Origin of the sequence: Microbacterium sp. BH-3-3-3, assembly GCF_007679045.1 — a bacterium.
Taxonomy (GTDB): Bacteria; Actinomycetota; Actinomycetes; order Actinomycetales; family Microbacteriaceae; genus Microbacterium; species Microbacterium algihabitans.
The window spans coordinates 868,043-891,330 of the sequence record NZ_VEFS01000001.1; the positions used below are offsets into that span (position 1 = coordinate 868,043).

20 protein-coding genes are annotated in these 23,288 nt (G+C 69.4%); 9 read left to right on the forward strand and 11 right to left on the reverse strand.

The genetic code is table 11. The annotated features are described in order from the left end of the window. Position 1 precedes the first annotated feature (1 nt). The 4 genes from rplC to FS769_RS04150 all read right to left on the reverse strand — a co-directional run bounded on the left by rplC (position 2) and on the right by FS769_RS04150 (position 3,267). Positions 2–661, reverse strand: coding sequence for a 50S ribosomal protein L3 (rplC, locus tag FS769_RS04135; RefSeq protein WP_055959336.1), 660 nt, complete (start codon positions 659–661; stop codon positions 2–4). An 8-nt stretch (positions 662–669) separates the two neighbouring features. Then, positions 670–978 carry a 30S ribosomal protein S10 gene (gene rpsJ / locus FS769_RS04140; RefSeq protein ID WP_013584016.1) on the reverse strand — a complete coding sequence of 103 codons (309 nt, stop codon included), beginning with the start codon at positions 976–978 and terminating at the stop codon, positions 670–672. Positions 979–1,416: 438 nt separating this feature from the next. Continuing rightward, entirely contained in the window at positions 1,417–1,632 is a 216-nt protein-coding gene (locus tag FS769_RS04145) for a hypothetical protein (protein WP_144829729.1), read from the reverse strand. 90 nt (positions 1,633–1,722) lie between these two features. After that, positions 1,723–3,267 (reverse strand): sugar transferase, encoded by a 1,545-nt coding sequence (locus FS769_RS04150; protein ID WP_144829732.1) that lies wholly within the window; start codon positions 3,265–3,267, stop codon positions 1,723–1,725. Positions 3,268–3,422: 155 nt separating this feature from the next. Between FS769_RS04150 and FS769_RS04155 the strand changes: the two genes are divergently transcribed. Further along, the gene (locus tag FS769_RS04155; RefSeq protein WP_144829735.1) at positions 3,423–5,036 is read left to right on the forward strand and encodes a hypothetical protein; all 1,614 of its coding nucleotides are present in this window, start codon (positions 3,423–3,425) and stop codon (positions 5,034–5,036) included. Here the strand turns inward: FS769_RS04155 and FS769_RS04160 are convergent. Then, positions 5,023–6,366, reverse strand: coding sequence for an O-antigen ligase family protein (locus FS769_RS04160; protein ID WP_144829738.1), 1,344 nt, complete (start codon positions 6,364–6,366; stop codon positions 5,023–5,025). The two genes, FS769_RS04155 and FS769_RS04160, sit on opposite strands and share 14 nt — an antisense overlap. A 158-nt stretch (positions 6,367–6,524) precedes the next feature. Here FS769_RS04160 and FS769_RS04165 point away from each other — a divergent pair, with 158 nt between their 5' ends. Genes FS769_RS04165 through FS769_RS04195 form a run of 7 tightly spaced genes read left to right on the forward strand, consistent with a single transcriptional unit; the run spans position 6,525 to position 14,516 of the window. Further along, a complete protein-coding gene (locus tag FS769_RS04165; protein ID WP_396652404.1) occupies positions 6,525–7,637 on the forward strand; it encodes a hypothetical protein in 1,113 nt (370 codons plus the stop codon). Then, positions 7,634–8,989, forward strand: a complete 1,356-nt coding sequence (locus FS769_RS04170; protein WP_186325412.1) for a flippase — start codon at positions 7,634–7,636, stop codon at positions 8,987–8,989. Before FS769_RS04165 ends, FS769_RS04170 begins: the two co-directional genes overlap by 4 nt. Then, entirely contained in the window at positions 8,970–10,010 is a 1,041-nt protein-coding gene (locus FS769_RS04175; RefSeq protein ID WP_144829746.1) for a nitroreductase family protein, read from the forward strand. Before FS769_RS04170 ends, FS769_RS04175 begins: the two co-directional genes overlap by 20 nt. Then, positions 10,007–11,113, forward strand: a complete 1,107-nt coding sequence (locus FS769_RS04180; RefSeq protein ID WP_144829749.1) for a polysaccharide pyruvyl transferase family protein — start codon at positions 10,007–10,009, stop codon at positions 11,111–11,113. Before FS769_RS04175 ends, FS769_RS04180 begins: the two co-directional genes overlap by 4 nt. Then, positions 11,110–12,165 carry a glycosyltransferase family 1 protein gene (locus FS769_RS04185; RefSeq protein ID WP_222123892.1) on the forward strand — a complete coding sequence of 352 codons (1,056 nt, stop codon included), beginning with the start codon at positions 11,110–11,112 and terminating at the stop codon, positions 12,163–12,165. The genes FS769_RS04180 and FS769_RS04185 overlap by 4 nt, the downstream gene beginning before the upstream one ends. Continuing rightward, entirely contained in the window at positions 12,162–13,220 is a 1,059-nt protein-coding gene (locus FS769_RS04190) for a polysaccharide pyruvyl transferase family protein (RefSeq protein ID WP_222123893.1), read from the forward strand. Before FS769_RS04185 ends, FS769_RS04190 begins: the two co-directional genes overlap by 4 nt. Next, positions 13,221–14,516 (forward strand): hypothetical protein, encoded by a 1,296-nt coding sequence (locus FS769_RS04195; RefSeq protein ID WP_144829752.1) that lies wholly within the window; start codon positions 13,221–13,223, stop codon positions 14,514–14,516. It abuts the gene before it with no gap. A 31-nt stretch (positions 14,517–14,547) separates the two neighbouring features. Here FS769_RS04195 and FS769_RS04200 read toward each other — a convergent pair whose 3' ends face one another. The 3 genes from FS769_RS04200 to FS769_RS04210 all read right to left on the reverse strand — a co-directional run bounded on the left by FS769_RS04200 (position 14,548) and on the right by FS769_RS04210 (position 18,517). After that, a complete protein-coding gene (locus tag FS769_RS04200; protein WP_144829754.1) occupies positions 14,548–15,597 on the reverse strand; it encodes a glycosyltransferase family 4 protein in 1,050 nt (349 codons plus the stop codon). Further along, positions 15,594–17,057, reverse strand: coding sequence for a polysaccharide biosynthesis tyrosine autokinase (locus FS769_RS04205; RefSeq protein ID WP_144829757.1), 1,464 nt, complete (start codon positions 17,055–17,057; stop codon positions 15,594–15,596). The genes FS769_RS04200 and FS769_RS04205 overlap by 4 nt, the downstream gene beginning before the upstream one ends. 80 nt (positions 17,058–17,137) lie before the next feature. Then, a complete protein-coding gene (locus FS769_RS04210; protein WP_186325413.1) occupies positions 17,138–18,517 on the reverse strand; it encodes a polysaccharide biosynthesis tyrosine autokinase in 1,380 nt (459 codons plus the stop codon). 96 nt (positions 18,518–18,613) lie between these two features. Here FS769_RS04210 and FS769_RS16765 point away from each other — a divergent pair, with 96 nt between their 5' ends. Next, a complete protein-coding gene (locus tag FS769_RS16765) occupies positions 18,614–19,846 on the forward strand; it encodes a hypothetical protein (protein WP_186325414.1) in 1,233 nt (410 codons plus the stop codon). A gap of 74 nt (positions 19,847–19,920) precedes the next feature. On the opposite strand, the gene FS769_RS04220 is transcribed toward FS769_RS16765, so the two are convergent. The 3 genes from FS769_RS04220 to FS769_RS04230 all read right to left on the reverse strand — a co-directional run bounded on the left by FS769_RS04220 (position 19,921) and on the right by FS769_RS04230 (position 23,205). Next, entirely contained in the window at positions 19,921–20,517 is a 597-nt protein-coding gene (locus FS769_RS04220; RefSeq protein WP_144829762.1) for a low molecular weight phosphatase family protein, read from the reverse strand. Positions 20,518–20,608: 91 nt separating this feature from the next. Next, positions 20,609–21,145 (reverse strand): VanZ family protein, encoded by a 537-nt coding sequence (locus FS769_RS04225; protein WP_186325415.1) that lies wholly within the window; start codon positions 21,143–21,145, stop codon positions 20,609–20,611. A 146-nt stretch (positions 21,146–21,291) separates the two neighbouring features. Further along, positions 21,292–23,205 carry a DUF4012 domain-containing protein gene (locus tag FS769_RS04230; protein ID WP_144829769.1) on the reverse strand — a complete coding sequence of 638 codons (1,914 nt, stop codon included), beginning with the start codon at positions 23,203–23,205 and terminating at the stop codon, positions 21,292–21,294. Between the last annotated feature and the right edge of the window lie 83 nt (positions 23,206–23,288).

Sequence of the window (23,288 nt, forward strand, 5' to 3'; positions counted from 1 at the left end):
TTCAGGCACCCTTCACTGCGTTGCGGACGTAGACGATGCGGCCACGAGCACCGGGGACGGCGCCCTTGACGAGCATCAGACCCTTCTCGGCGTCGACGGCGTGCACCGTGAGGTTGAGGACGGTCACGCGCTCGCCACCCATACGGCCGGCCATGCGCATGCCCTTGAAGACGCGGCTCGGGGTCGACGATGCGCCGATCGAGCCGGGCTTGCGGTGGTTGCGGTGCGAACCGTGCGAAGCGGAGACACCCTTGAAGTTGTGACGCTTCATGACACCCGCGGTGCCCTTGCCCTTGCTGGTGCCGACGACGTCGACCAGCTGGCCGGCCTCGAAGAGACCGTCGACGGTGAGCTCCTGGCCCAGCGCGTAGTCGGCGGCATCCGCCGTGCGCACCTCGGTGAGGTGGCGGCGCGGGGTGACGCCCGCGGCGTCGAAGTGAGCCGTGAGGGGCTTGTTCACCTTGCGGGGGTCGATCTGGCCGTAGCCGATCTGAACGGCGTTGTAGCCGTCCTTCTCGAGCGAGCGGAGCTGGGTCACGACGTTCGGGGCGACCTCGATGACGGTGACGGGAACGAGCTTGCCGTTCTCGTCCCACACCTGGGTCATGCCGAGCTTGGTGCCGAGGAGGCCCTTGGAGATCTTGGAGTTGATGTCAGCCATGTCGAACCTCAGAGCTTGATCTCGATGTTGACATCGGCAGGAAGGTCGAGGCGCATCAGCGAGTCGACGGCCTTGGGCGTCGGGTCGATGATGTCGATGAGGCGCTTGTGGGTGCGCATCTCGAAGTGCTCGCGGCTGTCCTTGTACTTGTGGGGCGACCGGATGACGCACACGACGTTCTTCTCGGTCGGCAGGGGAACCGGGCCCACCACGGTGGCACCGGCACGGGTCACGGTGTCGACGATCTTGCGCGCCGACGAGTCGAGCCCGGCGTGATCGTACGACTTCAGGCGAATGCGGATCTTCTGTCCCGCCATTGTCTGCTCTCTCTCTTTCTCGCGTCTTACCCGACCTGGGGCATTGGACGCACGGTGGCGCTCTCGCGCCCTGGCACTTCCCCTCGCTTGCGCGAGAGATGCTGCACCGCTGTTCAGCTGTCAAACCGGATGCCATGGCATCCGGCCCACCCCGCGTGCGCACGCGCACGAATCCGGTGAAGGATGAGGGGTTCGGTGTCTGTTCTGCTGCCCGCGGCCCAGGACCCTGCGCTTCCGCGCCGCCTGTGCACTGCCGAGACAGTGATCCTGGCGCGCGCCGAGCGCGCACCGGAATGTGGAACTGAACTAGTCTACGGACCGCCCGCGCGTGTCGCAAACCCGGGCGTGTCGCGTGCGGCGTATCCTCAGCAACTCTTCCCCGAACGCGACGGCGCCGCCCCCGATTCCCGGAGACGGCGCCGATCCGGCGACCTGATGTCAGGCGTTGCCGATGTTCTTGTCGACGTTCTCGCGGACCTCGTCGACCTTGGAGTGCTGCTCGGCCGGAACGACCTTCTTGATCGCGTCGGCTGCACCGTCGAGGATCTTGTCGCTCACCTCTTCGGCCTTCTCGCTCTTGAGCGCCTCTTCGATCTTGTCGCGGTTCTCGTCGAGCAGTTTCTTGCCCTTGGCGATGATGTCGTCCACACCCATGGTGATCCCCCTCGCTGACGGGGCCGACGGTGGTGTCGGCCGTGCCCTCATTCTGGAGGGACCGCGCGGTGCCGCGGAAGCCCCTTCCGCTCAGTGCGCGGTTTCGCCGGGAGCGACGACGGCGCGGAAGGTGCGCAGCAGGATGACGATGTCCTGCGTGAACGACCAGTTCTCGACGTAGTAGAGGTCGAGGCGCAGGGAGTCCTCCCACGACAGCGTCGAGCGTCCGCTCACCTGCCAGAGGCCGCTCATTCCCGGCTTCACGAGCAGACGACGGTGAGCGGCGTCGTCGTAGAGCTCGACCTCGGCTTGGCGCTGCGGTCGGGGACCGACGAGGCTCATGTCGCCGAGCAGCACGTTGATCAGCTGAGGGAGCTCGTCGAGCGAGTACCGGCGCAGGATGCGACCGACGCGCGTGACGCGCGGGTCGTTGACCACCTTGAACAGGGGCTTGTCGGTGGTGCCCTGCTGGTCGAGCAGGCCCGCGAGCTGATCATCGGCGTTGGCCACCATCGAGCGGAACTTCAACATGCCGAACGGTCGTCCGCGACGCCCGATGCGCTCCTGCGAGTAGAAGAGGGGCCCGGTACTGGTGAGCTTCACCGCGAGCGCGACGACGATCATGACGGGCGAGAGCAGCAGGAGCAGCAGCGCGGAGCCGACGATGTCGAAGGAGCGCTTGGCCATGCGATTGATGCCCTCGAGCTTGGGGAACGAGACGTGCACGAGCGGCAGGCCCGCCACGGGGCGCGCGTGGATGCGGGGGCCGGCGACATCGGTCAGTGCCGGCGCGACGATCCACGCCACGTCACGGTCCGCCATGGCCCATCCCAGCTCGCGCATGGCCTGCGGGTCGAGGTCGTCGGCACCGGCGACGATGACGGTGTCTGCCTTGACGCTGTCGACGGTCTGCTCGGCCTCGGCGTACGAACCGAGAACCGGGACCGATTCGATCTCCGCTCGGGTCCCGCGCTCGGTGACGGCGCCGACGATGTGGTAGCCGGCGCGCGATGCACGCTGGATGGACCGGATGACGTGCCCCACCTTCGCGCGCTCGCCGATCACGACGGCACGGTGGACGTCTTTGCCCTGCAGCTGGCGGCGGTGCAGCCACCGGCGCCACAGCGATCGCGACACGATGAGCAGCACCGCGCCGATGGGGAGGGCGAGCACGAACAGCGATCGAGCGAGATCGATGCGCAGGAAGAACGCGATGACGAGGGCGAGGCCGAACGCGAGGAGAGACGCCCTGACGATGCGCTGGTACTCGGCGAAGCCCTCGCTGACCGTGTGCCGGTCGCGCGAGTCGACGACGTCGAGACAGATCAGCCAGATGATGCCGAGGACGACGAGCGCCAGCGCGTAGGAGATGCGCGGACCGCCGTCCCAGGCGACGGGGAGGCTCAACTCGGGCAGCGCGAGGAGGGCGTAGATCGAGAACGACAGCGCGATCACGAGGGCGTCGCTGTAGAAGAGCCGGCTTGCGTAGCGCTCGGGCCACCGCGCGACGCGCTTGCCCGAGGGGCGGTGCTCGCCCGCCCCGGGGGCAGGATTCTGGGCATCGTCGACCCCGGCGCCGGGTACGGCCGAGGATGGATCTCGATGCTGCGTTGCCGGTGCGGTGTGTCGCGTCACGATGGGCTCCCATGTCGTCGGCAGACGTTAATCATACGCCGCGCTAAGCACTCCCCCAGGCTCGCCGCGCGACGGCGGCGCACCGGCCCGCGGAAAAACACCCCACGGATGAGGAAGCCGCACGTTACGCTCACCCCATGTCCTGGGGGAGAGAAATGAACACGACGCGCCGCCGAGCACTGCTCGGCATCGCCGCAGCGGCTACGGCCGTCACCGTCGCCGCACCCGCTCAGCGCGCATCGGCGGCCGACCCCGCCGACGTCGTGACCAAGCAGCAGGTGCACGGCGTCCGCAACATCCTCGAGTTCGGCGACTCGAGCATGACCGACGAAGCTCGCTTGCGCGTGGCGCTGTCGAGCTTCGTCTCCTCCCGGGAGGAGGTGCGACTGACGATCTCGCGGCGCATGGTGATCACCGACACGATCACCGTCGACACCTCATACGTCTCCCTCGACTTCACCCAGGGCACCGTCGACGCCCGAGGGGTGAAGAACAAGCCCGCCTTCGTCTTCACCGGCAGCAGCAACGCGGGCTATCCCAACACCCGTTCCACCGTCACGGGTCTGCGCATCCTCGGCCCGGGCTCGTCGGCGACGACGGCTCCGGGAGTCGTCTTCGAAGGAACCTCCACCACCGACGTGCGCGGGGTCGGGATCTTCGGCATGGAGCTCTCCGGCTTCGCGACGGGGATCGAATTCCGTTCGAACGCCTTCCTGCTCAGCTTCTTCAACTGCCACGTCTACCGCTGCAACGTGGGCATCTCGATGCCCGGAGGACTCCGCAACTACGGCGAGAACATCAAGTTCATCGGCGGGGGCATCGGCACGTGCGATCTCGCGGTGCAGAACTCCAACCCCGACGGTAACTTCCACCTGATCTCCACGTCGATCGACTTCTGCCGACGCGCGGTGGAGGCCCTCGCCGGCGGTGTCTTCATCGATGCCCCGCACATCGAGTTCAACGAGACGGGGGCGCGGTCCACCGACGCCCACTTCGTCACGGGCTCCGACTCGAGCGCGAAGATCATCCTGACCAGCGGCCACATCTTCTTCCACGAGGACCCCGTGGCCCCCGCGATCTTCGAGACCCGCAACCCCAGCTGGGGTGGCGGCATCCACCTCATCAGCACCGCCCTCATGCGCACCAGCACGACCTCCGGCTTCCTGTGCGGCGGAACGGGCCAGATCACCATCAGCGATCCGGTCGTGTACGACGGGGGCGCGTCCGGCTCCTCCATGGGCGCTCTGATGCCCAGCCCGCAGGCCAACGTCCTCGTCGACGGCAGCTTCGAGCAGAGCACCGTCGTCGAGGCCTACGTCAACAACACCGATCGGACGTCGCGCACGGCCAACCCGGGCATCTCGCTGCGCGTCGCCTCGGGCAACCTGGTCGTCAAGAGACTCAGCACCACCAAGCCCGGCACGGTGGCGTTCGACGTGCCGGTCGCCTACGGCAAGCTCTATGCGATGGCCATCACCTTCGGCTCGACGACCTCGACCGGTTCGCTCGAACTGATCGAGTCGTTCGTGGCCCTGCGCGGGGAGACGACGGCGGGAGTGCCGAACGTGCTCCGAAACCAAGCGCGAGGAGCCACGTCGATCCCTCTCAAAACGATCGCGGGCACGGCGAACTACCGGCGGGTGTTCGGCGCCGGCACGTGGGATCGCCGTGCACCCGCCTGGGCCACGCACTTCCGCCTGCGGCTGCTGTTCGACAAGACCGGGCTGGGCGAGACCCAGATTCAGGAGATCGTCATCACGGCGTTGTAACCGCGACGCCTCGTTCACTCGGGGCGTCGAGCGCCTGACCCTTGAGAGCGCCTTCCGGCAACAGGTCGGTCTGCGGCGCCTTGGCGCTCGGCGTCGTGGCGAGCAGGGCCACCGCGAACCAGATCGGCAGCACCGTCCACGACGGCGCGGCGTTCAGACCGACGGCGAGGAACACCGCCATCGCCAGCACGCTGCGGGGTGATCGGAGGTTGCGCAGGATCAGCGTGAGGATGAGTCCGATCAGACATACGACGGCGACCACGCCGACCTCGGCGAGGACCTGGGCGTACGCGTTGTTCGCGATACCGCGGTTGCCGATGGCCGCCGCAGTGTCGCTGAACGCGTCGTCCCAGTACCCGTAGCGACCCGGGCCCACGCCGAGCCACGGGAAGACCTCGGACATGTCGATGGCGCGCTGGATGGAGGACGTGCGGTTGTTGAGCGAGTATTCGATGCTCGCACCGAGCGACGCGTCGCTGATGAGGCCGAGCTTGCCCAGCTGGCGTGTGATGTACACCGCGACCACGTCGACGGTGGAGACGACGATGATCCCGACCAGGGCGACGAAGGCCAGGACGCCGACGACGCGACCGGCCGGTCGCAGCACCGCGACGGCGAGCACGCCGACCACCACGCCGACGAGGGCGACGGTCGACTGCGAGTACAGGAGGCAGCCGGCCGCGGCGGCGACGCCCCACCAGTCGCGGCGACGGAGAACGACGAAGAGCGCGATGCCCGCGAAGAAGCCGAGGTAGTTGCCCTCGAGGAAGGGGCCGTTGCGCGGGAGACCCACGCCGTACGCGGCGCCGATCTGCACCGTGGCGTGGACCTCGCGCAGAATCGACGCGGCTCCCACGAAGTACAGCGCCACCTGCAGCAGGCTCCAGGCCGCTGCGAGCTTGACCGCCACGCCGAGGCCGCGGGCGATCCAGTCCGGTCCGAGTCGCGTTCCGGCGAAGGAGGACAGGACGATGACGAGCGCCGCGTACACGAAGTACAGGAGCATGTCGGCGTTCATCCCGCGCTCGTACCCGAGTGCGGTCTCGCGGGGCGGTCCCATGATGAGCCACAGCGTGGTGGACAGGTAGACCAGGGCGAGGAGGGCCCACTGCAACGGCGCGCCGAAGTACCGCCGCCGCTCGCCCGTGCGCTCGCTGGTCATGTAGAGCACGACCGCCAGGATGCCGGTGATCTCACTGATCTTCAGCGGGAATCCGGCGTCGATGGTCAGCGCCTGCTGGAAGGGGACGGCGCACACCGCGATGAACATGAGCTTGGACGCGAGAGTCGGGGGAAGGCGCTCCGCCAACGCTGCTCTCACATCACTCACCGCGTCAGCGTACCCAACCGGGCGCGGATCGGACGAATGACGCCTCCCGCATCAATGCAATGACGTCCATTGCGCAGAAAGGCCTCCGACGTGGGAGCACATAGACTGGAGGCCATGACCGAAATGCCTGGCCCCGGCCATTGCTCGGGGACAGATCGGTGAGGGTCGTCTTTCTGAGCCACACAGCGCCCAGTGGTGTGTTCCGCGTCGGAAGCCATCATCTTTCGCGCGAAATCGCTCGCCTCGGACATTCCGTGGCGCACGTCGCGACGCCCGTGTCACTCGCCCACCTCGGAAAAGCGATGCGCGATGAGGACGTTCGCGCGCGTCTTCAATCGGCGCGGGCGCCTCGATCCGATGCCGATGGCGTCCGTCAGTTCGTCCCCCTCGTCCCCGCTCCGCTCGGCTCGGTTCCCACCACCGTGAACGAGGCGCAGTTGCGCCTGACGGGCCCCTGGCGCCGGCGGCGTCTCGGTGCGTTCCGGTCGGCCGACGTGGTGTTCGTCGACCAGCCCCTGCTCGGTCCGGCGATCGCTGACTTCCCCCGGGCGAAGATCATCTACCGCCCCACCGACGCGCACCACGACCCGCGCGCCCGCGCAGCCGAGGTGCGGCTGCTCGAGCGGGCCGACGGGATCTCCGCCGCTTCCGCGTCGACCCTCGAGCAGGTCACCGCGGGCACCGGATGGACCGGACCCTCGACCGTGATCGAGAACGGCGTGGAGTACGACCGGTTCGCTTCCGCGGGTGACGGCGGAGAGCGGGCGGGTGTCGTCTACCTGGGCGCCCTCGACGCGCGCTTCGACTGGGCTCTCGTGGCCGACCTCGCCCGGGCGCTTCCCGACGTGTCGTTCACCATCGCCGGCCCGCGGCCCGCGGTCGTCCCGGCCCTCCCCGCCAACGTCGCACTCGTCGGCGCCGTCCCGTACGCGCAGGCGCCCGCCCTGCTCGCCCGTCACGCCGTCGGACTGCTCCCGCTCTCGGACCACCCCGGGAATGCCGGTCGCAGCCCCATGAAGTACTACGAGTACCTCGCCGTCGGTCTCTCCGTCGTGGCGCGCTCCTCCGACGAGCTGCGCCGCCGCGCCGACACGAACGTCCACCTCTACGACGACGTCGTCGGCGCCGCACGCGCCGTCACCTCGGCCGCGGCAGCCGGCGAGGCCGAGCGTGCGGCCGGGCGTCGCGCCGCTCAGGACATGGGCTGGGCCGACCGGGCGAAGCGCCTTCTCGCCTTCGCGGACTCGACGCGCAGGGGCTCGACGACGTGAGCACCTCCTCCGCGCCGTTCTCTCGCCGCCGCTCGATCAAGAGCGGCGTCTGGGCGACGATCCAGCAGTTCGTCACCCTGGGCAGCACGGCCATCACCGGCATCATCCTCGCGCGCACGGTCAGCGTCTCGGATCTGGGCGTGTTCAGCTTCGCGACGAACCTCGCCAGCATCGGCACGGCGATCCTGACCGCGGGTCTCGCCGGTATCGCCATCAAGGCGTTCGTCGACAAGCCGGCATCCGCCCATCGCACGATGACGGCGCTGATCCTCATCCGCGAGTTCTTCGCGATCCTGGCGTACCTGGTGCTCCTGCCGATCTCGGCCCTGGTCGGCGACGCCGCCGTCGTCGGGGCCACCGCGATCGCGCTGCTGGTGCTGTTCGCCCGCGCCCTCGATGCCAGCGAACTGTGGTTCCAGGCGCAGGCGCGCAGCGGCAGCACGGCGCCGGTCCGCATCGCCGTCGTCCTGGTGATGCTCGGCATCCGGCTCGTCCTGGCCTTCACCGGTGCCGACCTGATGACCTTCGTCATCCTCTACGTCGTCGAAGCGGTCGTCGTCTCGAGCCTGCTCCTGGTGCGGTACGCCCGTGACCGCGACTCCCCCAAGTTCGCCAAGCCCGAGATCGAGACCCCGCGCGCTCTGCTGGGCAGCTCGTGGATCCTGATGCTGGCGAGCCTGGCCACGCAGATCAACTCCCGCGGCGACGTCGTGGTCATCCAGGCGTTGCTGGGCAGCTCGGCCGTCGGCCTGTACTCGGCCGCGGCGCGCCTGTCGGAGATGGCGTACTTCCTGCCCGTCGTGTTCATGACGGCGACCTTCCCCCGTCTGCTGCAGGTGCGGCGGGAGTACGGCCACAAGAGCCGGCAGTACAAGCAGGAGCTGCAGGCCAGTTACGACCGCGCGTTCTGGGCCGGGGTGCTCATCGCCGTGGTGATCCTGCTGATCGGCCCGTGGGTGCTCACCACCCTGTACGGCGCGAAGTACGAGGCATCCGGTCCCGTGCTGCAGATCCACGTGCTCGCTCTGCCGTTCGTCTTCATGGCGGCGGTGTTCAGCAAGTTCATCATCGCCGAGAACGCACTCTTCGCCTCGCTGACCAGAAATACGCTCGGCGCGGTTCTCAACATCGCTCTGAATTTCCTTCTCATCCCGCATTGGGGAATCCTAGGAAGCGCGTGGGCGACGGTGTTCTCGTATTTCGTCGCCTCGTACCTTTCGTGTTTCGCGACGAAGACGACACGTGTCGCGGGCGTTCAGATGACGTTGGCGTTCATTTATCCGCTCCGACTCCTCGCCTCCGCCGTGCGCGGAACGCGAAAGAAAGGCAGCCATGAAGAAGAAGCTCCGTAAGGCCGCAGGTCGTCTGCGGGAGCGCCTGCGCGTTCGCCTTCGCAAGGGCAACGCCCTCGAGCGCTCGATCTACTTCACGTTCTGGAGCGACGCCTACCGGCGCGAGCGGCTCGTGGTCGCCCGCGGCAACCAGGAGTACTGGCGCCGTCTCGAAGACGGCAAGCTCGAGTTCCTCCTGCGCCGCAACATCCACATGGCCGAGAAGGGTCTCACCATGCGCCCCCGGCGCGAGACCTTCGCCGTGGCGTACATCGAAGAGACCGTCACCCTCGCCGGCCGCCTGACGCAGGCGATGCCCCCGATCATCTCGGCCGAGGTCGAGCTGTGGGCGCGAGAGGTGCTCGAGCGCTACTTCGAGGCGACGGCGTCGAGCTCCGACCCCACGATCGCGCGTGCCCGCGAGAACTTCGGCCGCATCTCGTGGAACATCGAGCGCGACAACGTCAGCGGCCCGCACGCCCCCTTCGTGGATGCTCCGCCGGTCGAGATCGAGGCGTTGACCGCCCTCGCCAAGCGCCGCAAGTCGGTGCGCTGGTTCGAGCAGCGCCCGGTGCCGCACGAGGTCGTCGACAAGGCCATGCTGGTCGCCGCCGAGGCCCCCACCGCGTGCAACCGCCAGCCGTTCTCGTTCCGCTTCTTCGACGACCCCGAGCAGGTCGCCAAGGTCGCGAAGGTGCCGATGGGCACCGCCGGCTACGGGCAGAACCTGCCCGGCATCGCCGTGATCGTCGGCGACATGTCGGCCTTCATCGACGAGCGCGACCGCCACCTCATCTACACCGACGGCTGCCTCGCCGCGATGTCGTTCATCCTCGGCCTGGAGTCGCAGGGCGTCGCGTCGGTCTGCATCAACTGGCCCGACATCGCCTCGCGCGACGAGAAGATGAGCCGCCTTCTCGGCCTCCAGTCCCACGAACGCGTGGTCATGCTGGTCGGCTACGGCTACGCGGACGAGCAGGGTACGACCCCGTACTCCGCGAAGCGCCACCTCGACGCCCTAAGGAGCTACAACTCGCTATGACCGCTGAGTGGATCGAACTGCGTGGCGTCAACACGCACAACAAGGGCGCCCACCTGATGATGATCGCCGTGGCGAACCGTCTGCAGGGTCGGGCGAAGCTGACCGTCTCGCCCAACGGCAGCGACTTCGACGACCGCGGCGCTCTGGGCTTCCACCAGACGCTCCTGCTGAACCAGCTGCCCGCCGTGTCGGGCGCCGTGGGCGGTCTGATCCCGGGCTCGGTCAAGGACGCGTTCGGCCTGGTGGCCTCGAAGGACGTGGGTGGAGTGCTCGACGCCGCCGGCTTCGCGTACAGCGACTCCTTCAGCATCCAGCGCAGCAAGCGCGAGGCCAAGATCAGCGCGGCGTGGAAGAAGCGCGGCGTTCCGCGCGTGTTCCTTCCGCAGGCGTTCGGTCCGTTCACGAACCCCGAGCAGGCGAAGTGGACCCGCGAGCTGCTCGACGGCGCCGCCCTCGTCTATGCCCGCGACCGTCAGAGCCTCGACTACGTCACGGCCCTCGGCGCCAAGACCGAGGTGCGCCTCGCCCCCGACTTCACCATCGGCCTCAAGCCCGGTGGCATCCCCTCGCCCCTCACCGGCGAGTTCGGCGCCATCGTCCCCAACGCGAAGATGCTCAGCCACACCAAGCTCTCGCTCGAGGAGTACACGCAGTTCCTCGCCGACGGTGCGGCGGAGTTCCGCGCACAGGGGCTGCGCGCCGTCGTGGTCGTGCACGAGCACAACGACCGCGCCCTGGCCAAGGCGCTGTCCGAGCGCAGCGAGGTCGAGATCTTCGAGAGCCCCGACCCCCTCGTGCTCAAGCGCGTGCTCTCGGACGCGCGGATCGTGGTGGCCAGCCGCTTCCACGCGCTCGTCAGCGCCCTCTCGTCGCGCACGCCCGTCGTCGCGCTGGGGTGGTCGCACAAGTATGCCGAGCTCCTCGAGGACTTCGGCGCCGGTGCGTGGATGACGGACGGGTCGGATGCCATCGCCGCACGCATCCGCCACACCCTCACCGACACCGAGACCGCCGCCCGCCTGGACGCACGGGTGCCCGAGCTGCTCGCGCAGAACGAGCGCATGTGGACCGAGGTCGAATCGGTCCTCGGGATCCGCTCGTGACGGCCGGGAGCGGCTCGTCGCGCCTGCGCGTGCTGATGCCGTCGCGCTTCGTCGACCGCCACGTCGGCGGCAACACGACCTACGCGCGGTACATCGCCACGGGGCTCGAGGCCCGGGGGGTGCCCGTCGGGCGCATCGCGGCCGCCTCGCACCCGGTCGCGACCGCCGCGCTCGAGACCGCCGCGGGCCTGCGCCGGCATGCCGCGGGCGATGTGCTCCACTACGTCGGAGACACGGGGCCCCTGCTCGGGACCCGGACCCCGACCGTGGTCACGGTGCACGGCGTCGCCAGTCGGTGGATCGACGTCGCACGTCGTCCCGCACAGGAGAAGGCGTGGCGTTTCCGCGTGGGCCGCGCGATCAGCGCCGCCGACCACGTCATCACGGTGTCGAACTCCAGCGCCCGCGATGTCGCCGAGGTCTTCGGCGTCGAGCCCGAGCGTCTGACGACCATCGAACACGGCATCGACGTGGAGCGGTTCTCGACTCCGGTGGAGCTGTCGGCCGAGGTGCGCGCGAAGCTCCCCGAGCGTTTCGCCCTGTACCTGGGCAACATCGAGCCGCGCAAGAACCTCGTCTCGCTGGTGCGGGCGTTCGCGACCCCCGAGGTGCGCGCGCTCGGCCTGCCCCTCGTCATCGCCGGCAAGGCGGCGTGGAACGCCGACGACTCGCTCGGTGAGATCCGCGACTCCCCCGACGTCATCTCGCTCGGGTTCGTCAGCGACGAGGACCGCGCCGCTCTCATGCAGGCGTGCGAGGTCTTCCTCTTCCCCTCGCTGTACGAGGGCTTCGGCTTCCCCGTGCTGGAGGCCCTCGCCGCCGGCGCCGTCGTGGCCACCTCGGATCGCGGATCGCTCGCCGAGGTCGCGGGCCCGTCGCTGCGCCTGCCGGGTCTGGAGCCCGAGGCGATCGCCGCCGGCATCGTCTCGGCGGTCACCGACGACACCGCCCGCGCGCAGTGCCGCGCGGAGGGCCTGGCGTGGGCGAGCCGCTTCACGTGGGACGCCAGCGTCGACAAACATCTCGAGGTCTACCGGCGGGTGCTGCGATGAACCGTTCTCCCCGCGTGCTGATCCTGCACGCCTATTCCGCCGACAACGCCGGCGACGGTCTGCTCGTGCGCGAGACGCTGGCGCTGCTCGAAGACGCCTTCGGCTCGGTGGATGCCACGATGCTCGCCTCGCGCCCGGACAGCTTCGCCGACCTGGGCATCCCGACCTTCCCCACCGTGCCGACCCGACGCGGATGGGACCGGCGCACGCGCGCCGTGCTCTCGCGCATCGACGACTTCGACCTCGTGGTCGGCGTCGGCGGTGGATACCTGCGCGCGGGCACCCCCGTCGAGTTGCTGAAGTCGGCACTCGTCATGGGACCGCAGCTGCGGGCGGCCGCGCGGTCGACCACGCCGTCGGTCTACCTCCCGCAGAGCATCGGACCGGCTCGTTTCGGCACGCGCGGCGTGCTCACGCGCCTGCTCCGCGACATCGACGTGGTCATGGTGCGCGACGACCGCACCTTCCTCGAGGTCGCCGGCCCGACCCTCGTACGCACGCCCGATCTGGCCGCGGCGTCCATCGCCGACGCCCGCAAGGCCGGCACCACGGTGGAGCCCCGTCCCGTCCTGTCGATCCGCAGCGTCCACGGACGCATCAACCCCGACATCTACGCGCTGGCAGAGCGCATGACGCCCTACGACGGGTACATCCAGAGCACGATCGGCGGAAACGACGACCGCCCGGCATCCGCGACCCTGAGCCCCGCACGTACCCTCGAGCGCAGCGAACTGATGGGCGCCGGGAGCACTCCGCGCGTGGTGGTGGCCGTGCGTCTGCATGCCGCCCTGATGGCTCTGGCCGCGGGCCACTACGTCGTCCACCTCGCGTACGAGCGCAAGGGCTTCGGCGCCTTCGACGACCTCGGGATCTCGCCCTGGGTGCACCGCGTCAACGGCTTCGACGTCGACACCGTCGCCACCCAGGTCGCCGACCTGCTGAACGACGCGGCGGTGCGCGACGACTACGACGCGCGCTTGATGAACTCGTCGGCGCGCATCCGCGATGCCCGCGCGGACATCGTCCTCGCCCTGCAGAACGCGATCGGAGACTAAGTGCGCCGGTCCGACCCGGCCGACACCTCCTCCGTGCGGCGCCGTCCGCGTGCGCGCCTCAGCGCCGCGCTCGGCCTGCTCGCGACCGTGGCCGTCGGTGCCGCCGGGTGCGTGGCGGGGCCGCCCGCTCCGCCCGAGCCCGCGCCCTCGACCGAGATCGTCGCCACGATCGACGACGCCATCCAGGAGTGGTGGATCGGTCCCGTCGTGCAGCAGCAGTCGGACTGGTACTCCACCGCGGCGCTGAGCGAGACCGGCGAGGTGGAGGCCGTCGACATCGACGACACGGGCGCGACCTCCCGCACCGTGGTCGGCACCGCCCCGGTCGACGACCACAACGTGCCGGCGCGCATCACGCTCCCCGGACGCGGTTCGCTCGTGCAGTGGACGCACCACGGCACCGAAGAGGGCTTTTATGTCTCCGTCGCCCCCGGATCGGGACGCGCCGAAACGTTCGCCGACCGTCCGGTGACCGAGATCACCGTGGGCAGCAAGGTCTCGTACGGCCAGATCCTGCACATTCCCGATGCCCAGACCGCCGACACCGACACGTTCTGGGTGCTCCTGCGCAACGACCTCAACTGGGGCATCGCGGAACTGGTCGTGAACTGGTCCACCGGCGAGGCGAGCTACTCCGGCAAGTACCGCCGCCTGATCACGTTCCCCGAGCAGGCGTACCTCACCTCGACCTTCGACGACACGTCGGCGGGGACCGTGCGCATCGCCGCGGGGTACAACCCCGCCGTCGGTCGCAGCGAGGTCTATCTGCTCGAGCTCGACCTGCGCACCGGCATCCTGATGGATCTGATGAAGCCCCGTACGACGCACGACATCACGTCGTCGACCTATCTGTCGGCGGAGGAGCTCACCCCGGTGCTCGGGCAGACCTCCGGCACCCGCCGTCTCCTCGACGTCCGTGCCTCTCCCGCCGCGCCCGCGGTCCTGACCGTGGAGTACCCGGGAGACGTCTCTCCCGACGGCGTGTACACCGAGACCGCCGTCGATGAGAACGGCCTGACGACGTCGCGCACCTTCGGGAAGACGGGCGCCCACCTCGAGCGCTATCCGTGCGGTGCGTCCTACGGCGTCGACGGTTCCGTCTGGCACTGCGGCGAAGACGGGGGTACGTCTTCCCTGTGGCGCGACGACCGGAAGATCCTCGACTCCGAAGCGCCGCTGTTCCGTCCGATGCCGACTCCGGGCGGGCCGGTCTCCGTCCTCGTCGGAAGGATCGAACGGTACGAGGACTACAGGAGCTGGAGCGGAAGCTCGCTGCTGGCCGTCGCGGTGCGCTGACCGCGCGACGAGGGGGCGGATGCCGCGGGGCTCAGATCCCGCGCCAGACGGCGTCGAGCGCGTCGGCCTGGGTCGTGGGGTTCATCTGCGCGAGCATGCGTTCGCCGCGCTCCTGCGCGTCGCGCAGGGCCGCCGGATCGTCGAGGAGCCGGCGCACGGCGGCCGCCCCGTCGGAGGCGGAATCGAAGGTGAGCAGACCCACCTCGTCGAGCGAGGGGATGCGGCGTCCGAGGACCGGGATGCCGCGAGCCGCGGCATCGAGCACGCTCAGCGGGAATCCCTCGTACGAGGCCGTGTGCACGTAGAGCGAGAGGGCGTCGAGCTCGCGCGTGACCTCGTCTTTGCGCAGCCACCCGGTGACCCGCACACCCGCCTCCTGCAGACGCTGCGTCCAGGCGTCGTCGCCGCCGCCGATCCAGACCGCCTCGACGGGGGCGGGGCCCGCGGCGAGTTCGCGCGCGAGGGCGATCATCATCGCCGGGTCCTTCTGCCCTGCGAGGCGCCCGACCATGCCGATGCGGCGGGGAGCGTCGTGCGCATACGCCCGAGGCGCGCGGGGAGGCACCGAGGCGGTGTTGGGCACGCGCGCCACGCGCGCCCCTGCGCCGAGCTGACGGGCCAGATCGGCCTCGTGCCCGGACAGGACCGCGAAGACGTCCGTCCGGCGCGCCAGGAGGCGCTCAGCGCCGCGGACGGCGGTGCGCAGCGCCCGCGACACACTCGGGTCGTCGAACTTGAAGCAGTGCGGCGAGTAGACCACGGGGATGCCGGACGGCCTGACCAGTCGCACGAAGGCACCGGGGAAGCTCGAGTGCGCGTGGATCACGTCGGCGTCGCTCCCGCGCAGGGCAGCGCGCGTGCGCATCGGCTGGCGCAGACGCGACGCGCCCAGGTCGAGATGCGCCGCGTCGACGTCGTCCCAGATCGGCGACGGCCGGCCCTCGACCCACGGCGACAGGATCGTATGCCGGATGCCGCGGGGCGAGTTGCGGATGTAGTCGCACACCGCGACCGGGACGCCGCCGGTGAGGCGATCGACCACGTGCACGACGGACGTGGAGTGATCGACCTCGGAGCTCACTTCGCGGAGACCTTGCGCTTCTTCTTCGGACGCGACGAGGCGCGCTTGCCCGAACGCTTCGACGAGGAGCCCGACGACGACCCCGTCTCGGCGTCGCCTCCGTAGGAGTAGGCGCCATAGCCGTAGCTGTCCGGACCGCGGGTCGGAAGCATCGTCATGATGACGCCGACCAGTCGGCCACCGGCCGTCTGCAGGGTGCGCAGCGCGCCCTCGAACTCCTGCTTCTTGGCCTTGCCGGACGCGGCGACCATGATCGCCCCGCGCGTGACCTTGCTGAGGACGGCGGCATCGGTGACGAGCAGCAGCGGGGGCGCGTCGATGAGGACGTAGTCGAAGTGCTCGGTCAGCGTGGCGAGCAGCTGCGACATCGCGGCGGAGCCCAGGAGCTCGGCCGGGTTCGGCGGGACGGGACCCGAGGGGAGCACGAACAGCTGGCCGCGACCCCACTTCTGCAGCACGTCCGCCACCTCGACGCGGCCGATGAGCACGTCGGTGAGGCCGACGCCGCCCTCGATGCCCATGTAGTCGGCGATGCGCGGCAGGCGCAGGTCGCCGTCGAGCAGAGCAACGCGCGCCCCGGTCTCGGCGAGGGCGATCGCGAGGTTGGCCGTGGTGGTGGACTTGCCCTCACCGGGGCCGGAGCTGGTGACGACGAACAGCTTGGGGCCGCCCTCGACGTTCAGGAACTGCAGGTTGGTGCGCAGTGCGCGGAAGGACTCCGACCGCGGGCTGCGGGGGTCTTCCTGCACGATGAGCGGACGCTTGGTCGCCTCGGGGTCGAACGCGATGCCACCGAGCAGCGGTGCCTCAGTGAGCGACTCGAGGTCTTTCAGCGTGCGCACGCGGGTGTCGAGGGCGTTGCGGAGGATCGACAGCAGCACGGCGACGACGAGGCCGAAGAGGGCTGCGACGACGACGATCACCGGGATGCGCGGGCTGAAGGGGGTCGAGGGCTCGACCGCGGGCTGCACGACCGTCAGACGCACCGGGCTGGCCGCCCCCTCGCTGACCGGCGGCTCGAGCGTGGTCTGGACGGCGTCCACCAGGCTCGAGGCGATCGCGTCGGCGAGCTTGGCGCTCTGCGCGCCGCTGGTCGAGGTGACCGTGATGTTGATGTTGACCGTGTTCAGCGGGGCCTCGGCCGTCACCTTCGAGGCGAGCGAACCCACCGAGGTGTCGAGGTTCAGGTCGTCGATCACGGGCTGCAGCACGAGCGCGCTGGTGACGACGTCGACGTAGCTCGCGACGATCTGCCGAGCGAACGTGGTGCCCTGCACCAGGTCGCCCGTGGCGGGGTCGGCGCTATCGGCCTGCACCGACACGTACAGGCGCGTCGTGGACTGGTACTGGGGCGTCTGCGTCGCCGCATAGCCGAATCCACCGGCTCCGCCGAGGATCGTGAGCACCAGGATGAGCACCCAATTTCGGTGCAGGATCCGGATGTAGTCGCGCAACTCCACGGTGAATTCCCTCAATCACAGTCGTGGGGCACAGCTGTCGCGCCCCTTTTGTATCCTGTCATACCCCCATCGGGCAGACGTCATGCGTCGGTCGGCTGGTGCGTCATGCCGTACGTGTAGGCGCCGTACCCGTAGGTATCGGGCCCCCGGGTCGGCAGCTTGGTCAGGATGACGCCGAGCAGGCGTACATCGGCCGCCGACAGCGCTTTCGCGGCGTCGGCGAGCTGGGGCTTGCGGGTGGATCCGGATGCCGCGACCAGGATGGCCCCGGTGGCGAAGCGAGCCAGCACGGCGGCGTCGGTGACCGGCAGCACCGGCGGGCAGTCGACGATCACGTAGTCGAAGGCTTGACGCAGCGTGTCGAGCGTCGCCTCCATCGTCGGCGATCCCACCAGCTCCGCCGGGTTCGGCGGCTGCGCGCCGGCGGGGAGCACGAACAGGCGGCCGGAGCCGTACGGCTGGAGAAGGGCCGACAGCGGCGCCGCACCCGCCAGGACGGTCGACAGGCCGGCGCCGCCTTCGATCCCGAAGATCTGCGCGGTGCGCGGCTTGCGCATGTCGGCGTCGACGAGCGCGACGCTCGAGCCGTCTTCGGCCAGGGCCAGGGCAAGGTTCGCGCTGGTGGTCGACTTGCCCTCGCCCGGGTTGGCACTGGTGACCACGTAGACGGGCGCGCGTCCGTCGAGATTGACGAACTGCAGTGCCGTGCGCGCGCGGCGGAACGCCTCTGACCGCGGATCGCGTGGCGACTCCTGCACGATGAGGGGCCGCTTGGAGGCGTCGGGGTCGAAGGGGATGCCGCCGAGGATCGGGGCCGACAGGATCGACTCGACGCTGGCGGCCGTATGGATGCGGGTGTCGATGATCGTGCGGATGATCGCCAGGATGATGCCCGCGCCGGCTCCGAGCGCGAGGCCCAGGAGCAGGTTCAGACGGTAGTCCGGGGCGGAGGGCTCCAGCGGGACGCGCGCGGGGCTGACCGTCTCGACGCGGAGCAGTCCCACCCCCTCGGTTCCGCGAGGAGCCTGGAGCTGTTTCTCGACGACGGTCGTGAAGCTCTCCGCGACAGCATTGGCCAATTGCGATGCCTCGCTCGGAACGGCATCCGTCGCCGTGATGACGATCGTCTGCGTACTCGGCGGATTCTCAGCCGAAATGCGGCTTTCGACATTGTCGTCATTACCGGAGAGCCCGAGTTGAGCGATGACGGGATCGACGACGACGGCGCTCGAGACGAGGTCGACGAAGCTCTCGAGCGACTGGCGGACGTAGCTGCGCCCCTGGATCAGGCCGTTCGGCGTGCCATTCGTCTCGGCCGCCACGTACAACTCGACCGAGGCCTTGTAGGTGGTGGGCGTCAGCACGGCCAGGGCCGTGCCGGCCGCGGCGCCGATCGCCATGCAAGCGACGACGAGCAGCCAGCCGCGCCGAATAGCAGCGAGCACGTCACGCAAAAGCAAAAGCAAATCCTCCGAGCGCTGAACGGGACCGTCCGCCCCGGTTAGCATTGAATGCCGACGCACGATCTTTTCACACTACGCGCCAAGAAAATTCTCATGACTCGAATGCAGGACCTCTTCGCTTCTCAGCGGCGACGCGACGAACGCGTCCGAACTACTCTCGGCGACCCTGCGACCGATCGGCGTCTCGAGGAGATGTTCGATGGTGCGCCCCGCGTCACGTCGGCGCCCACCGACTTCGCCGACGAGGTGCAGGCGTTGAACTCCCTCATCGGCAGCCGTCGCGTCGCCGAGCCCGAGCTGCGCGGCGTGAAGAAGCCCGGCCGCCTGCGCCGCAGCCGCAGCAGCCGCGACTGGCTGTCGATCGGCGCCGCCGCCCTCGCCGTCGTCTCGGTCGTGTCGGCCTCGACCCTGGTGGGCATCTCCGTGGCATCCGCCTCCCCCGCCTCGGATGCCCTCAACACCCTCACGGCGAACGAGGCGGTGCTGGCCAACAGCATCGAACGGGTCAACAGCAGCATCTCGGCCCTCGAGCAGTCCCGCCAGACGGCGAAGAGCGACGCCGAGGCCCTCGCCGCACCTCTCGCCTCACTCGCCCAGATCGCCGAGATCCCCGCCGTCGCCACCGCCGAGACCGCGCGTCAAGCGCTGCTGGCGGAGATCGACGGCGTGCAGATGCCCGACCAGCTCGCCGCGTACCGACGTCCCGCGATCGACGGCGACTCGCTCGAGTCCGTCGGAACCGCGATCGACCTCGTCGACACCCGCACGCGCGAGGCGCAGGAGGCGTCGGCGCAGCTGGACGACCTGCGCACGACGCTGGAGAAGACGGTGCAGCCCTTCGAGGACGCCGTCGCCGGAGTCGGCCGCGAGCTGCCCGCCGTAGCCACCACGCTCGTCACCGAGAACGACCTGGCCGACGAGACGCTGCGCACGAACGTCACCAGCCTCGCGGCACGCGTGGCCACCGTCGAGAGCCACACCTCGCCCAGCGCCATCAGCGACTTCGTGAACGCCGTAGCCGCGCTCAAGACGGGGCAGCGCACGGCGGAGATCGAAGAGGCCGACCGACAGGCCGCCGCCGAAGCCGAGCGTCGTCGCCAGCAGGAGCTGCAGCGTCAGCAGCAGCTGCGGGAACAGCAGCAGCAGCAGGAACAGCAGCCGCAGCCGTCGACACCGCCCGCGTCACCCGCCCCCAGCCAGCCTGCGCCGGACCCGGTCGAGTCGACGCCGGAACCGTCGCAGCCGTCGACCGACCCCGGCACTGGCACCGGCACTGGCACCGGCACTGGCACTGGCACTGGCACCGGAACGATCATCGGGCAGTAGTCCCGAACGCCACGCAACTGCGGCCCGCACCCTCACCGAGGGTCGCGGGCCGCAGTCGTCTGCCGGGAGCGGGGTCAGCGAGTGAGCGCGAGCCGCACGACGCGGACGACCTGCTCCACGGCAGGGGCCAACTGCGACGCGGTGAGCTCGTAGGTCTCCCACGACCGGCGGTACGGGTCGACGATGTCGTCGTCGGCCGGGTCCGCGGGAGGAGGCGTCAGACCGCGCACCCCGGTCACCGCGTCGATGGCCGCCTTCAGTCGCCGCGAGTCGTCGTCGCCCGCGGCAGACGCATCGCCGACGATGTCGGCATCCGGAACCTCCGCCGCGAGCCGCGCGAACTCCCGCAGCGTCAGCGTCGACCGCAGCCGTGCCGGGTTGAGCTCGACGATGCGGCGTCGGTGCTCGCGACTCATCGCGAGGATGAGGTCGGGGGCGCGCAGGTGGGCTTCGGTGAGGTAGGTCGCCCGGTGGCCCTCGATCAGCGCGGGGTCGACCGCCAGCTGCGCCGCGAGGCGCTTCGTCTCGTCGGTCATCGACTCGCCCTGCAGTCCGTACGTGCCGGCGCTGGTGACCTGCACGTCGAGGTCGGCGAGCCGGGTCGCCAGCATCGTGGCGGCCAGGGGCGAACGGCACACGTTGCCCGTGCACACGGTCATGATCTCGATCATCGGAACTCCGTCTTCGTTCGCGCGCGACTCGATCGGCGCGCGGGGATGGGGGTGGGGGAAAAGGCACTCGCGGATGCCGAGGACGAGGCCGTCATCGGCGATCCGCCCGCGGCGCACCGGGGCGGGGGCCCGCGGCATCCGGTCGAGGAGGGACGGCGGCGCGCTGGGCGTTCATCATCGCGACGTTGCGTTCCCACAACGCCCGGGCCACGATCTTGCGGTCACGACCCTCGACGAACACGCGCAGCACGATCACGATCGCGACGCCGATGTACCCGCCGATCGTGTTGGCGAGCACGTCGAACACGCTCGCGAAGCGCTGCGAGAGGAAGAGCCCCTGCAGCACCTCGATCACCGTGGAGGTCGCCGGCACGATCACGAGCGCGAGCCAGAAGAGCCGGCGCGGGACCAGGAGACCGACGAGGAAGCCCAGGGGGACGAACATGGCGATGTTGGCGCTGAACTCCAACTGCGAGTACCCGAACCACTCCGGCACCCCGTTGCGGTGCAGCACGGCGAGGAAGCGCGAGATCGCGCCCTGGTATCCGCGGTCCAACGGCGTGGGCGACATGGTCATCGCCACCACGACCGCCGCGTAGATCAGCAGCAGCACCGACGCACTTCCCACGCGCGCATGGCTGCGCGGCGGGGCCTGTCCGGGAAGGGGAAGCAGAGCAGCCTCCATCATTCGGGAGCGGGTCGAAGCTCGCTGGCGTACGAGACAGTCACACTACCGGCCCACGGGGAGCGCCCCGCGCACGGCCGGTACATGCGTCACTGCCCGAACAACGAACCGCACGAGGCGTCGACGGTCACCGAGGTGTCGGTGGCGGTCGGCGAATGCCGCAGCTCGAGCGGGCCGAGCGGACCGTCGGGCAGCTTCACGGTCGAGGTGAGCGTACGGGTCTCCCCCGTCGGCAGCACGACCAGTCGGTTCACCGCGGTGTTGCCCTTCTCCGTGCCCGACCGGTCGAAACCGCCCCGATCGCTCGACGCGGGATCGGTCGAGACGATCTCTCCCCCGGGAGGGGCGAAGAACAGCACGTTCAGCATCATCGAGGTCGCGGGCAGACCGTTCGCCGCGTTGCGCTCACCCAGCGTGTAGGCGCTGCGCCCCTCCGTCGGCACCGAGCTCGACAGAGTGGTCGTGGTGGTGATGGTGCGCGCGGTGGGGTCGCAGACGGCGGACACGGACTGGGTGAGGTAGTACTCGAGCTTTCCGACCGAGTAGTCGTTCAGATAAGTGCCCACCTGCGTCTTGACCGTGTTGTCGGCGCGCAGGCCGCCGTCGAGGCCGACCTCGGTGACCAGCTGCTGCGCCTCGGGAGAGGTGAACGAGAGATTGATGCGCTTCTCTTCGGCCGACTGCGTGAGTGCGTCGAGCATCTTCGTCGGGTCCCACTTGGTCGAGGTGAGGTGACGGAAGACCTTGTCGGACACGGCGGCGAAGAACGCGTCCGAGCTGCGCGCCGTGGGGAACTTCTGGTACGCGTCGCTCAGCAGCACCTTCACGGCGTTGTCGCCGTTGATCTGCTGACCCGCGACGTCGACGGGGCCCGCGACCTGGAGCATGTGCGAGAGCACGACGGGGTCGATGGAGATGACACCGTCGAACCGGCCCCCGTTCACCTCCGTGTAGGCGTCGCTGAAGAGCTGCGCCGTCGTCGGGAAGTCCGGCGTCATGGTGTTGTCCTGCGAGTAGTGCGCGAACGACGAGGGGTACAGCGACATGGTCTCGGCCGGGAGGTCGGTGAACTGCACGCCGGCGCCCTCGGGACCGTAGAACGTGCTCGGTCCGCCCTGGTCGAGCAGCGAGAACGCACCCTGGTCGACGTCCATGATGATGTTCGCGGAGGGGTTTCCTCCGGTCGCGCGGCTCTCGGCGTTGTTCTGGAAGACCACGAGGTACTTCTTCGGACCGTTCGCCCCCGCGATGTCGAGAAGAGTCGGCAGATACCGGTTCGCGATGTCGAGGGCGGGCGCTGCGCGATCGACCACGTCGCGGATCTCGTCGACGGGACCGCTGACGGGCGAGAGCAGCTGGTCCGAATCGATGCCGTCGGTCTCGGCCTTGGCCGCGCTGAAGGCTTGCGACATCGCCGGCAGGGCGTCCTGCGCCTGGACGAAGGGCTGCAGGTTGATGCCGCCGCCGTCGAGGGTCAGCTTCGACAGGTCGGTCTGCGCGAGCATCTGGATGCCGGGCGGAAGGGCGTCCTTCACAAGGATGTCCGCGGCGCGGGTCACGCGGGACACGGCGTCGATGTTCACCCCGACGACCGGGAACTGCGCGGCCATGTCCCACAGGGGGGTGTTCACGGTGGCTGCCGCACGCGAGGTGCGCTCGCTCAGGTCGGCGGCCGCCTGCTGGAGCCCGGCCTCGTCACGGGCTTCGGCGAGAGGACCGAGGCTCGAGATCGACGACTTCGCCGCCAGCAGGTCGTCACGCACGTCGAGTGCCTGCACGGCGAGGGTGGCGCCCAGGATGCCGGCGAAGGCAGCGGCGCCGCCGACGACCCCGAACACCCCGCCGACGACCCACGGCCACACGCGGCGCCGGGGGGCGTCGTCTTCGTCGTCGTACCGCGACCGACGCGGGGGGTCGTCCGTCGGCGTCGAGTCGAAGACGTCGAGGTCGGAATCTCCTCGCGTCGCCTGACTTCTCGCATCTCGTCGCAGACGTTCACCCATGGGATGAATTCTAGTTGAGGCTCCCTGGACGTCCTTGGGGCGCGATTGCGCTCCGCGGACACCCGCGGGATCGCCCCGACGAA